This window comes from Nocardioides sp. SYSU D00038 (assembly GCF_016924665.1).
GTDB lineage: Bacteria > Actinomycetota > Actinomycetes > Propionibacteriales > Nocardioidaceae > Nocardioides.
On the sequence record NZ_JAFFJT010000018.1, the window covers coordinates 76834 to 90228 of the forward strand.

A 13395-nucleotide genomic window follows, 5' to 3' on the forward strand; every position below is an offset into this window, starting at 1 on the left:
CATGGCGAACATCAAGAGCGTCTACCAGAAGCCCCTCGGGTCCTTGGACACGTTGGGTGAACAGCTGTCCTTCTACCTCCGGGTGCTCGGATCGGTGCCGCGCTCGGCGGCGCGCTACCCCCGCGAGGTGCTGCGGGTGCTGGCCGAGGTCACCCTCGGCTCCGGCGCGCTCGCGGTCATCGGCGGCACCGTCGGCGTGATCCTGGGCATGACCTTCTTCACCGGCGCCCAGGTCGGCCTGTCGGGCTACGCCGCACTCAACCAGCTCGGCACCGCGGCGTTCTCGGGCTTCGTCTCGGCCTACTTCAACACCCGCGAGATCGCGCCGCTGGTGGCCGGCATCGCGCTCGCCGCCACGGTCGGCTGCGGCTTCACCGCCCAGCTCGGCGCGATGCGGATCTCCGAGGAGGTCGACGCCCTCGAGGTGATGGCGATCCCCTCGCTGCCGTTCCTGGTGTCGACCCGGGTGATCGGCGGCCTGATCGCGATCATCCCCCTCTACGTCGTGGGCCTGCTCTCGTCGTACTTCGCCAGCCGGGTGGTCGTGACCCAGTTCTACGGCCAGAGCTCCGGCACCTACGACCGCTACTTCGACCAGTTCCTGCCACCAGGAGACGTGTTGTGGTCGTTCGGCAAGGTGCTGGTCTTCGCCGTGGTGGTGATCCTCATCCACTGCTACCACGGCTACAACGCCTCGGGCGGCCCGGCCGGCGTGGGCGTCGCGGTGGGTCGTGCGGTGCGCACCAGCATCGTGGCGATCAACGTGATCGACCTGTTCCTGTCCATGGCCATCTGGGGGGCCAACACCACCGTGAGACTGGCGGGGTGACGCGACCATGATCCTGCGCAGCTACAAGCTCCTCGGCGTGATCTTCGTCGTGCTGCTGCTGGTCGGCGTCTGGCTGACCTACGCGGTGTTCACGAAGAAGTTCACCGACTACGACCGAGTCTCGCTGCAGACCTCCAACATCGGCCTCCAGCTGCCCAACCGGGCCGACGTGAAGATCCGGGGCGTGATCGTCGGTGAGGTCCTCGACGCCACGAGCCGCGGCGACGGTGCCGAGCTGACCCTGGGCATCTTCCCCGACAAGCGCGACCTGATCCCGGCCAACGTGACCGGCTCGATCGTGCCCAAGACGCTGTTCGGCGAGAAGTACGTCTCCCTGGTCGTGCCGCAGGAACCGGCGGCCGAGCCGCTCGCCACCGGCGCCAGCATCGAGCGCACCGTGGTCTCCACCGAGGTGGAGGAGGTGCTCGCCGACCTCTACCCCCTGCTGCGCACCGTCCAGCCGGCCGAGATCAACATGACCCTCAACGCGCTGGTGACCGCCCTCGAGGGCCGCGGCGACCAGCTCGGCCGGAACCTCGAGACCGTCGACTCCTACCTCAAGCGGCTCAACCCGCAGATCCCGCTGCTGGTCGAGGACCTCCGGCTCACCTCGCAGGTCTCCGACACCTACTCCGACGTGCTTCCCGAGGTCGCGACGATCCTGGAGAACACGATCACGACGACCACCACCCTCGAGGACCGCAAGGCCAGGCTGGCCGCGCTGTTCAAGAACGTCTCGCAGTTCTCCGGCACCGCCGAGACCTTCCTGCGCGACAACGGCGACAACCTGATCAAGCTCGGTGACGTCAGCCGCACCCAGCTGCAGACGCTGGCGCGCTACGCCTCCGGCTTCCCGTGCCTGCTCAAGGGCATCGTCAACATCGGTGCGCTGCAGGCCGAGGCGTTCCGCGGCTACACGCTGCACATCATCCTCGAGACGATCCCGAACCAGCCGCGCAAGTACACGCCGGCCGACAAGCCCCGCTTCGGCGCCGACGACGGCCCCGACTGCATCAACCTGCCCAACCCACCGTGGACCGAGGACAACCCGGCCCGTCGCCAGCCCGACTTCGACGACGGCGTCGACAGCCCCACCGGCAAGGGGACCAGCCGCGCCGGCGCGTCGTACCGCCCGACCGGCATCGGGTACGCCGGCGGCACGGCCGAGTCCGACGTGCTCAAGGAGCTGCTCGGGCCGGTGATCGGCGGCACCGCCTCCGACGTCGACGACCTCGGGGTGCTGCTCCTGGCGCCGATGGCGCGCGGCAACACCGTCTCGATGGGGGAGGCCCGCTGATGGCGATCCTCGACCGGCGCACCAGCGCCGACCTGGTCAAGCTCACGATCTTCATCCTGGTGACGACGCTCGCCACCGGGCTCCTCGTGCTGGTGATCGGCAACATCTCGTTCCAGAACACCCGCTCGTTCAAGGCCGTCTTCGTCGACGCGACCGGCGTGGTGAAGGGCGACGACGTGCGGATCGCCGGCGTCAAGGTCGGCACCGTCGAGGACGTCGAGGTGCACGACCGCACCCGCGCCCTGGTCACCTTCAGCGTCGCCGACACCAGCGAGGTCACCGAGGCCACCAGCGCCGCGATCCGCTACCGCAACCTGGTGGGGCAGCGCTACATCAGCCTCACCGAGGGCATCGGCTCCAGCGAGGCGCTCTCGGAGGGCGAGACCATCCCGGTCTCGCGCACCAAGCCCGCGCTCGACCTCACCGTGCTCTTCAACGGCTTCAAGCCGCTGTTCCAGGCGCTGTCGCCCGACGACATCAACCAGCTCTCCTACGAGATCGTCCAGGTCTTCCAGGGCGAGGGCGGCACGCTCGAGAGCCTGCTGGGCCACACCGCCTCGCTGACCAACACCCTGGCCGCCCGCGACCAGGTGATCAGCAGCCTGATCGACAACCTCAACGAGGTGCTCGACCACGTCGGCGACCGCGACGACCAGCTGTCCGACCTGATCGTGACCTTCAAGCAGTTCGTGCAGGGTCTCGAGGGCGACCGCGAGGCGATCCTCGGCTCGCTCGACCAGATCTCCGACCTGTCGGTGGAGACGGCGAGCCTGGTCTCCGGCATCCGCTCGCCGTTCGTCGAGGACATCAAGCACCTGCGCCAGTTCACCGAGAACATCCAGCGCAACAAGAGCGAGCTCGACCGGGCGCTCCAGGTGCTGCCGATCAAGCTCAACAAGATGGGCCGGACGGCCAGCTACGGCTCCTGGTTCAACTTCTACCTCTGCAACTTCCAGGGACGGGTCAAGCTGCCCGGCAACCTCAACATCCCCGTCAACTACAACACGACCGCGGAGAGGTGTGATCTCGGATGAGCGTCCCCTTCCGCGAGCGCAACCCGGTCGTCATCGGCTTCATCGGCATCGTGGTGATCGCCGCCCTCCTGGTGGCCGCCCTCCGGGCCGGGTCGCTGCCGCTGATCGGTGGCGGCGACGTCTACTACGCCCGGTTCAGCGAGTCCGGCGGCCTCAAGCAGGACGACGAGGTCCGCATCGCCGGCGTGCGCGTCGGCAAGGTCGAGGAGGTCGCGCTCGACGACGGCGAGGTGCGGGTGAAGTTCCGGGTCAAGACCGACTCGGCGTTCGGCACCCAGACCGGCGCCGCGATCCGGGTCAAGACCCTGCTCGGCGCCATGTACCTCGCGCTCGAGCCGGCCGGCACCGGCCAGCTCCGCGAGGGAGCGGACATCCCGGTCGACCGCACCAGCTCGCCGTACGACGTGGTCGAGGCGTTCAGCGGCCTGGCCGACACCGCCTCCGACATCGACACCGACCAGCTCGCCGCGTCGCTCACGACGCTGGCCGACCTGACCCGCAACACCCCCGAGGAGTTCCGCTCGGCGCTCCAGGGCGTGGCGGCGCTGTCGTCGAACATCGCCGACAAGAGCGGCCGGATCAACACCCTGCTGCAGAACCTCAAGCGGGTCTCGACCGTGCTCGACGAGCGCGACACCGACATCATCGGCCTGATGCGCAGCTCCGACGTGCTCTTCCAGGCGCTGGTCGAGCGGCGCGAGAGCGTGCACCGGCTGCTGGTCTCGACCTCGCAGCTCTCGACCGAGCTGACCAAGCTGGTCCGCCAGACCCGCAAGGACCTCAAGCCGGCGCTGACCCAGCTCGAGGACGTCGTGCAGGTGCTCAACAAGAACGAGGACAACCTCGACAACAGCCTGCGGCTGATGGCGCCGTTCTACCGGCTGTTCGCCAACACGCTCGGCAACGGTCCGTGGTTCGACACCTACATCCAGAACCTGCCGCCCGTCGGCGTTCCGGGAGGCCCGCGATGAACCCCGCGAAGGTGATCGGTCCGATCGCGATCCTGGCCCTGGTGGTCGCGGCGGGCTTCTCGCTGATGCGCACCGACGACGTCAAGACCGTGACGGCGCACTTCCCGCGCACGATCTCGATCTACGAGGGCAGCGACGTCCGGGTGCTGGGCGTGGCCGTCGGCAAGGTCGACTCGGTGACCCCGTCGGGCACCGAGGTGATCGTGGAGATGCACTACGACGCCGACGTCAAGGTGCCCTCCGACGCCGAGGCCGTGATCGTGGCCCCGTCGATCGTCGGCGACCGCTACGTCCAGCTGACGCCGGCGTACACCAAGGGCCCCCAGCTCGACGACGACGCGACGCTGTCGTCCGACCGCACCTCGGTGCCGCTCGAGCTCGACCAGATCTACTCCAGCCTCGACCGGCTGACGGTCGCGCTCGGTCCGAACGGCGCCAACGAGAACGGCGCCCTCACCGACCTGCTCGAGACCACCGCCGCCAACTTCGGCGGCCAGGGCGAGCAGTTCAACCGGACCATCAAGGACTTCAGCAAGCTCAGCGAGACGCTCGACGACAACAAGGAGGAGCTCTTCGGCTCCGCCCAGGAGCTCGAGAACTTCATCAAGACCCTCGCCGACAACGACTCCACCGTGCGCCGGTTCAACCAGTCGCTGGCGCAGGTGTCGACCATGCTCGAGGGGGAGAAGGAGGAGCTCTCGGCGTCGCTGAAGAACCTCTCGGTCGCCCTCGGCAACGTCGCCGACTTCGTCAAGACCAACCGGGCGGTGCTGGGTCGCAACATCAAGGGCCTCAACCGGGTGGCGAAGGTGCTGGTGCGCCAGCGGGAGAACCTCGACGAGACCCTGCGGGTGGCCCCGCTCGCGCTGAGCAACCTGGCGCTGACCTACAACCCCCAGGCGGGCACGCTCGACGCCAACGCCAACCTCGGTGAGCTGGTCAACCAGATCACCGGTGACCCCGGCACCCTGCTCTGCGGGTTCGTCGGCAACGTCGACAAGAGCGGTGCGCTGTGCGACCTGATCGAGGCGATCACCCCGCGCTCGGCCTTCGCCGGCGCGGGCGCCGGCACCGGCTCGGCGTACACCGGGAAGTCCGACCCGACGCTCGGCGGACTCGTGGAGGTGGCCCGGTGAAGCGACTGCGCCTCGCCCTGGCCGTCCTGGTCGGCTCGCTCGCCCTGAGCGGCTGCGACTTCGACGTCTACAGCCTGCCGCTGCCCGGCGGCACCGACACCGGCGACGACGCCATGACCCTGAAGGTCGAGTTCGAGGACGTCCTCGACCTGGTGCCCCACTCCTCGGTGAAGGTCAACGACGTCTCGGTGGGCAAGGTCACCGACATCGAGCTCGACGACTACCAGGCCACGCTGACCCTCGAGATCCGCGGCGACACCGAGCTGCCCGAGAACACCGTCGCCGAGATCCGCCAGACCAGCCTGCTCGGCGAGAAGTTCGTCTCGCTCGAACCCCCGGCCGAGGGCGCGACCGGCACCCTGGCCGACGGCGCGACGATCCCGATCGAGCGGACCGGCCGCAACCCCGAGGTCGAGGAGGTGCTCGGTGCGCTGAGCCTGATCCTCAACGGCGGCGGCGTGGCGCAGCTCAAGACCATCACCCAGGAGCTCAACAAGACGCTCAGCGGGCGCGAGGACAACGTCCGCTCGGTGCTGCGCCAGATCGAGTCGTTCGCCGGCACCCTCGACGAGAACAAGGGCGACATCGTCGAGGCCATCGAGGCTCTCGACCGGCTGTCGGTCTCGGCCAACCGCCAGATGGACACCATCGACGCGGCCCTCGACGAGCTGCCCAGCGCGCTGCGGAGCATCGACGCCCAGCGCGGCGACCTGGTCAAGATGCTGCGGGCGCTGAGCAAGCTCGGCGACGTCGGCACCCGGGTGATCAAGGCCTCCAAGGAGAGCACGATCGAGTCGGTGCGGCTGCTCCAGCCGGTGCTCTCGCAGCTCGCGGCCTCCGGCGACGACTTCGTCAAGGCCTTCAACGTCTTCCTGACCTACCCCTTCGTCGACGAGGTGGTGGGCCGCGACCCGCAGGTGGCCCGCAACCTCCACATGGGCGACTACACGAACCTCTCGATCACGCTCGAGGTCGACCTCAGCGCCGAGATCCCGCCGCTCGACATCCGCGACGTGGTGGGTCTGCCCCAGCAGGTCATCAAGGAGGTGCAGGAGTGCCTGGCCACCGGGCCGAACCTCCTGCACAAGCAGTGCACCGAGCTGGTCGGCACCACGGTGCTGGTCAACTACTGCACCAAGAAGGAGTACGCCAAGACCACGCTGTGCGTGCTGCTCAAGCCCCTGCTGATCGGCCTGCCGAACCTCGGTGACATGGTGCCCAACCAGGGCGGCGGGCACGCCGGCGGCAACGGCGGTCGCCCCGGCGGCGGCACCGGCAACGGCGGCGGCCTCGGCGGGCTGCTGGGCGGCGTGCTCGGCAACGTCAACGAGGGGCTGGGAGGCCTGCTCGGCCGCGCGCCGGCGCTGCTGCCCCGCGAGGCCGGCGGCGCCACCGTCGAGCAGCTCGTGGCGCTCTACGACCCGGCGCTGGTGAGCATGCTGGCCCCGCCGATGATCGTCCCGTCCGCCGACCAGCAGAAGGGCGGTGGCCAGCAGTGATCACCCGTCGCACCAAGGTCCAGCTGCTCGTCTTCGTGATCATCACGCTGGTGGGCTGCACGTTCGTCGGCGCCCGCTACGCCCAGCTCGACCGGATCTTCTTCGACGACCACTACGAGGTCACGGCCCACTTCGAGAACTCCGGCGGCATCTTCGACGGCGGCTCGGTCACCTACCGCGGGGTCCGGGTCGGCGAGGTGACCGAGCTCGAGCTCACCGAGGACGGCGTCGACGTCACGCTGGCGATCGACAACGAGTGGGACAAGATCCCCGCCGACTCGATCGCGCTGGTGGGCAACCAGTCGGCCGTGGGCGAGCAGTACGTCGAGCTCCAGCCGCAGTCGGCGAAGAGGCCGTACTTCGAGGACGGCTCCGAGGTCACCCAGGCCGACACCGAGATCCCGATCGCGACCGAGGTGCTGCTCGAGAACCTCTCCGACACGGTCGGCTCGGTCGACCAGGAGTCGCTGGCCACCACGGTGCGCGAGCTCGGCAAGGCGTTCGGCGGCACCGGCGAGGACCTGCAACGGATCATCGACACCGGCAACTCGTTCATCGAGACCGCCAACGACAACTTCGAGCTGACCCGTTCGCTCATCCGCGACAGCAACACCGTGCTCAAGGGCCAGGTCGCCTCCACCGGGGCGATCCGCACCTTCGCCCGGGACCTCTCCCTGTTCAGCGACGTGCTCGCCGGCTCCGACAAGGACCTGCGCCGGCTGATCGACACCGGCTCGGTCGCCGCCAACGAGCTGCGCACGTTCCTCGAGGACAACAAGGTCGACCTGGCCCAGCTGATCAACAACCTCGTCACCACCGGCGAGGTCGTGGTCAAGCGGCTCGACGGCGTGCAGATGATCCTCTCGATCTACCCCACCGTGGTCGAGGGCAGCTTCAGCGTGGTCACCAAGACGCCGGCCACGGGCCTCTACGACGCCCACTTCGGCCTGATCCTCACCACCACCGCGCCCTGCCACCAGGGCTACGAGAGCACCCGCACCCGGGCGCCGCAGTACGGCGAGAACACCCCGCTCAACACCGAGGCCCGCTGCACCGAGCCGCCCTCGAAGAGCAACGCCCGCGGTGCCCAGAACGCCCCGCCCCGCGCCGCGCCGGGCTACCAGGCGCCGGTCGTGGCGGCCTACGACCCCGAGACCGGCGAGCTCACCTGGGGAGCCCCGGAGAAGTCCTTGACCTCGGCCGGTAGCGTGGCCCCGGCGTCCCTGGGAGAGGAGTCGTGGAAGTGGCTGTTCCTCCAGCCCCTGATGAGCGGTCAGGAGTGACGAGCAGCAGCGACCCCGACGGCACCGACCAGGCCGTCTCCGAGGCGGCGACCGAGGCCCCCGAGCCGGGCGCCGCTGCCGGCGTCGGCCCCCGGGGCTCCTGGCTGCGGATCGCTCTCCTCGCCGTGCTCCTCGTCGCCCTGGTGGCCAGCGCGGCGACGCTGACGGTCACGGTGCTCGACCGCCGCGACGACGACGACCTGCAGTCGCAGCGCGACCAGGTGATGGCCCAGACCCGCCAGTTCGCGCTGCGGATCAACACCTACGGCCCCGAGCTGCTCGGCGACGACGGCAAGACCATGCCGGAGTACCGCGAGCTGTGCACCGAGGTGATGACAGCCAAGTTCGGCCAGGACCTCCTCGAGTCCGGCATCCAGCTGGCCGAGCAGTCGGTCGCCCAGGCCGGCGTGGGCCGCAGCGCCAAGGTCTACGCCGCGGGCGTCTCCGCGCTCTCCGACGACCGGGCGACCGCGCTCGTCGCTCTGGAGTTCACGACGTCGTACCCCGACCCCGACGACGAGGAGGAGCGGATCAACGACGTGCCGCTGCCGCTGCGCTGGGAGGTCACCCTGCTCAAGGTCGACGGCGAGTGGCTGGTCGACGACTACGAGCCGGTGACGGGGGAGGCCCAGTGAGCCCCGCGCCCAGCCCGAGCTGGTACGACCTGCTCGACGTCGACCAGGACGCCGGCACCGACGAGATCCGGGCGGCCTGGAAGGCCGCGATCGCCGACCTCGAGCCGACCGACCGCCGGTTCCGGGTGCTCAACCAGGCCGCCGAGGTGCTGCTCGACCCCGAGGCCCGAGCGGCGTACGACGCCGGCCTGGCCGAGGAGGTCGAGACCCCGGTCGACGACCCGGTCGACGAGCCCGCCCCGGCCCGCGACGTGCGCAGCGACGAGGCGCCGCCGCGTGCCGAGGACCTGGTGGCGCCGGCGCCCGCCGGGCCCGACGACGCGCCCCTCGACGAGCCTGACGACGCGCCGGTCGAGGGCTCCGAGCCCACGGCCGGCCGGAGCCGCCGCCCGGCGCCGTTCCAGGTGCCGGTCTGGGCGCTCGCGGCGCTGGCCGTGGCGACGGCGGTGCTCGTGGGCCTGACGGTCTGGCAGGCGCAGACGCCCAGCCCCGACGACGTCGAGGACGGCGCCCGCGCCGCCCAGAGCGCGGCCGAGCGGGCCGCCGTGCCGGTGCTCTCCTACGACTACCGCACCCTCGACGAGGACCAGGCCGAGTCGCAGCGCTACCTCACCGCGAAGTACCGCAAGGAGTACGACAGGTTCTTCGACGGCGTGGTGCGCGAGAACGCCGGCGAGACCAAGGCGGTCGTCGAGGCCGAGGTGGTGTCGTCCGCGCTGGTGCGCTCCGGAGAGGACCGGGTGCAGGTGCTGGTCTTCGTCAACCGGCCCACCACCAACGCCAAGCAGACCACCCCCGAGGTGTTCCGCGACCAGGTCACGATCACCATGGCCCGCCAGGACGACGGCGCCTGGCTGGTCGACGACATGGTCACCACCGGCCCCGCCGCCTGACCGCCCGGGTCCGGTCGTCCACACCACCGCGGCGGCGCTGCTTGACCTCGGGGCCGCGAGGGCACATCATCGTCGCAAGCCGAGTGCCGAGCGTTCGGGCCCTCCTTGTGGTGCGCGCCGCTGTGCGGTAATGTTGCGCTTTGCGCCTGCCCTCATATGCTCCTCGGTCGCCGGATGCCCGATGTTGTGGTGAGCAGGCGTGTCCACCTGCGAGTTCCGTCGAAGGAAACCTCTTGGCCGCGCGCAGCACCTCCACCGCCAGCCCCCGCCGCATCTCGTTCGCGAAGATCACCGAACCTCTCGAGGTTCCCCAGCTCCTCTCGCTCCAGACCGACAGCTTCGACTGGCTGATCGGCAACGACGCCTGGCAGACCACGGTCGCCGACCGTCGCAGCAAGGGCGAGGACGTCTCCGAGAAGTCGGGTCTGCAGGAGATCTTCGAGGAGATCTCCCCGATCGAGGACTTCTCCGAGACGATGTCGCTCTCGTTCGAGAACCCGGTCTTCTACGACCCGAAGTACTCGGTCGACGAGTGCAAGGAGAAGGACTTCACCTACTCCGCCCCGCTCTACGTCACCGCCGAGTTCACCAACAACGACACCGGCGAGATCAAGATGCAGACGGTGTTCATGGGCGACTTCCCGCTCATGACCCCCAAGGGCACCTTCGTCATCAACGGCACCGAGCGCGTCGTCGTCTCCCAGCTGGTCCGCAGCCCGGGCGTCTACTTCGAGCGCAGCCCCGACAAGACGTCCGACAAGGACATCTACACCGCCAAGGTGATCCCGAGCCGCGGCGCCTGGCTCGAGTTCGAGATCGACAAGCGCGACATGGTCGGCGTCCGCCTCGACCGCAAGCGCAAGCAGAACGTCACCGTGCTGCTCAAGGCCCTCGGCTGGACCGACGCCCGGATCCGCGAGGAGTTCGGCGAGTACGAGTCGATGATGCTCACGCTCGAGAAGGACTCCAGCCGCGAGCGCGACGAGGAGAAGGAGACCGAGGAGTCGTACGCCGAGCGCGTGCAGACCGAGGCGCTCCTCGACATCTACCGCAAGCTGCGCCCGGGCGAGCCGCCCACGCGCGAGGCGGCCCAGACGCTGCTCAACAACTACTACTTCAACCCCAAGCGCTACGACCTGGCGAAGGTCGGCCGCTACAAGATCAACAAGAAGCTCGGGCTCACCGAGGCCTTCGACCAGCAGACGCTGACCGTCGACGACATCGTGGCCGCGATCAAGTACATCGTCGCGCTCCACGACGGCCGCGAGCAGGTCGAGTCGCCCCAGGGCACCCTCGACATCGCCGCCGACGACATCGACCACTTCGGCAACCGCCGGATGCGCACCGTGGGCGAGCTGATCCAGAACCAGCTGCGCACCGGCCTGGCCCGGATGGAGCGCGTGGTCCGCGAGCGGATGACCACCCAGGACGTCGAGGCGATCACGCCGCAGTCGCTGATCAACATCCGCCCGGTCGTCGCGGCGCTGAAGGAGTTCTTCGGCACCTCGCAGCTGAGCCAGTTCATGGACCAGACCAACCCGATCGCCGGCCTGACGCACAAGCGTCGCCTCTCGGCGCTCGGCCCCGGCGGCCTGTCCCGCGACCGCGCCGGCATGGAGGTCCGCGACGTCCACCCGTCGCACTACGGCCGGATGTGCCCGATCGAGACCCCGGAGGGCCCGAACATCGGCCTGATCGGGTCGCTGGCCTCCTACGGCCGGATCAACCCGTTCGGCTTCGTCGAGACCCCCTACCGCAAGGTCGAGAAGGGCAAGGTCACCGACCAGGTCGACTACCTCACCGCCGACGACGAGGACCGCTACGTCATCGCGCAGGCCAACGCCGCGCTCGACGACAAGGGCCGCTTCACCGACGAGCGGGTCCTGGTCCGGATGCGCAACGGCGAGGTCTCCGAGGTGCTGGCCGGCGAGGTCGACTACATGGACGTGTCGCCGCGCCAGATGGTGTCGGTCGCGACCGCGCTGATCCCGTTCCTCGAGCACGACGACGCGAACCGGGCCCTGATGGGCGCCAACATGCAGCGCCAGGCCGTGCCGCTGATCCGCAGCGACTCGCCGCTGGTCGGCACCGGCATGGAGTACCGCGCCGCCGTCGACGCCGGTGACGTCGTCGTCGCCGAGCACGCCGGTGTCGTCAAGGAGGTCTCCGCCGACGTCGTGGAGACCATGAACGACGACGGCACCTACTCCACCTACAAGCTGGCCAAGTTCCGGCGCTCCAACCAGGGCACCTGCATCAACCAGCGCCCGCTGGTGGGCGAGGGCGACCGGGTGGAGGTCGGCACGCCGATCGCCGACGGCCCGTGCACCGACAAGGCCGAGATGGCCCTCGGCACCAACCTGCTCGTGGCGTTCATGCCGTGGCAGGGGCACAACTACGAGGACGCCATCATCCTCAGCCAGCGCCTGGTGCAGGAGGACGTCCTCACCTCGATCCACATCGAGGAGCACGAGGTCGACGCGCGCGACACCAAGCTCGGCCCCGAGGAGATCACCCGGGACATCCCGAACGTCTCCGAGGAGATGCTGGCCGACCTCGACGAGCGGGGCATCATCCGCATCGGCGCCGAGGTCACCACCGGCGACATCCTGGTCGGCAAGGTCACGCCCAAGGGCGAGACCGAGCTCACCCCGGAGGAGCGGCTGCTCCGCGCGATCTTCGGCGAGAAGGCGCGCGAGGTGCGCGACACCTCGATGAAGGTCCCCCACGGCGAGTCCGGCACCGTCATCGGCGTCCGCGTCTTCGACCGCGAGGAGGGCGACGAGCTGCCGCCCGGCGTCAACCAGCTGGTGCGGGTCTACGTCGCGCAGAAGCGCAAGATCTCCGTCGGTGACAAGCTCGCCGGCCGCCACGGCAACAAGGGCGTCATCGCGAAGATCCTGCCGATCGAGGACATGCCGTTCATGGAGGACGGCACCCCGGTCGACGTGATCCTCAACCCGCTCGGCGTGCCGCGCCGGATGAACATCGGCCAGATCCTCGAGCTCCACCTGGGCTGGCTGTCCAAGCAGGGCTGGGACCTGAACCTCTCCGAGGACAAGAACGACTCGGACTGGAAGCAGCGCCTCATCAAGATCCACGCCGACCAGGCCGAGCCCGGCACCAAGGTGGCGACGCCGGTCTTCGACGGCGCCCGCGAGGACGAGATCACCGGCCTGCTCGGCTCGACCATCCCCAACCGCGACGGCGTCCGCGTCGTCAAGGAGGACGGCAAGGCCGCGCTGTTCGACGGCCGCTCGGGGGAGCCGTTCCCCGACCCGGTCTCGGTCGGCTACATGTACATCCTCAAGCTGCACCACCTGGTGGACGACAAGATCCACGCGCGCAGCACCGGCCCCTACTCGATGATCACGCAGCAGCCCCTGGGCGGTAAGGCCCAGTTCGGCGGCCAGCGGTTCGGCGAGATGGAGGTCTGGGCGATGGAGGCCTACGGCGCCGCCTACGCCCTGCAGGAGCTGCTCACGATCAAGTCCGACGACGTGCCGGGTCGCGTCAAGGTCTACGAGGCCATCGTCAAGGGCGAGAACATCCCCGACTCCGGCATCCCGGAGTCGTTCAAGGTGCTCGTCAAGGAGATGCAGTCGCTGTGCCTGAACGTCGAGGTGCTCAGCCAGGACGGCTCGTCCATCGAGCTCCGTGACGCGGAGGAGGACGTCTTCCGCGCCGCCGAGGAGCTCGGCATCGACCTGTCCCGTCGCGAGCCCAGCTCGGTCGACGAGGTCTGAGGGGCGGGGCCCGGGGGGGGGGGGCGGGGCGCCCCCCCCCACCCCCACCCAGACCCCCCAAACAATAAGGGG

Annotated in this window: 10 protein-coding genes; all 10 read left to right on the forward strand. The window is 69.3% G+C overall.

Annotated features, from left to right (window positions below):
- Position 1: 1 nt before the first annotated feature.
- The 10 genes from JT721_RS11590 to JT721_RS11635 all read left to right on the forward strand — a co-directional run bounded on the left by JT721_RS11590 (position 2) and on the right by JT721_RS11635 (position 13323).
- Positions 2–829 carry an ABC transporter permease gene (locus JT721_RS11590; protein ID WP_205473298.1) on the forward strand — a complete coding sequence of 276 codons (828 nt, stop codon included), beginning with the start codon at positions 2–4 and terminating at the stop codon, positions 827–829.
- A 7-nt stretch (positions 830–836) separates the two neighbouring features.
- Complete coding sequence (locus JT721_RS11595) at positions 837–2126, forward strand: MCE family protein (RefSeq protein WP_205473299.1); 1290 nt, start codon at positions 837–839, stop codon at positions 2124–2126.
- Positions 2126–3160, forward strand: a complete 1035-nt coding sequence (locus JT721_RS11600; RefSeq protein ID WP_205473300.1) for an MCE family protein — start codon at positions 2126–2128, stop codon at positions 3158–3160. Before JT721_RS11595 ends, JT721_RS11600 begins: the two co-directional genes overlap by 1 nt.
- Complete coding sequence (locus JT721_RS11605; protein WP_205473301.1) at positions 3157–4131, forward strand: MCE family protein; 975 nt, start codon at positions 3157–3159, stop codon at positions 4129–4131. Before JT721_RS11600 ends, JT721_RS11605 begins: the two co-directional genes overlap by 4 nt.
- Positions 4128–5267: an MCE family protein gene (locus tag JT721_RS11610; RefSeq protein ID WP_205473302.1), complete on the forward strand. Its 1140-nt coding sequence runs from the start codon at positions 4128–4130 to the stop codon at positions 5265–5267. The genes JT721_RS11605 and JT721_RS11610 overlap by 4 nt, the downstream gene beginning before the upstream one ends.
- Positions 5264–6766, forward strand: coding sequence for an MCE family protein (locus JT721_RS11615; protein WP_205473303.1), 1503 nt, complete (start codon positions 5264–5266; stop codon positions 6764–6766). The genes JT721_RS11610 and JT721_RS11615 overlap by 4 nt, the downstream gene beginning before the upstream one ends.
- Positions 6763–8049 carry an MCE family protein gene (locus tag JT721_RS11620; RefSeq protein WP_205473304.1) on the forward strand — a complete coding sequence of 429 codons (1287 nt, stop codon included), beginning with the start codon at positions 6763–6765 and terminating at the stop codon, positions 8047–8049. The genes JT721_RS11615 and JT721_RS11620 overlap by 4 nt, the downstream gene beginning before the upstream one ends.
- A complete protein-coding gene (locus JT721_RS11625; protein WP_205473305.1) occupies positions 8046–8684 on the forward strand; it encodes a hypothetical protein in 639 nt (212 codons plus the stop codon). The genes JT721_RS11620 and JT721_RS11625 overlap by 4 nt, the downstream gene beginning before the upstream one ends.
- Positions 8681–9577, forward strand: a complete 897-nt coding sequence (locus tag JT721_RS11630; protein WP_205473306.1) for a J domain-containing protein — start codon at positions 8681–8683, stop codon at positions 9575–9577. Before JT721_RS11625 ends, JT721_RS11630 begins: the two co-directional genes overlap by 4 nt.
- A gap of 233 nt (positions 9578–9810) precedes the next feature.
- On the forward strand, positions 9811–13323 hold the full coding sequence (locus JT721_RS11635; protein WP_205473307.1) for a DNA-directed RNA polymerase subunit beta: 3513 nt from the start codon (positions 9811–9813) through the stop codon (positions 13321–13323).
- Positions 13324–13395 lie beyond the last annotated feature (72 nt).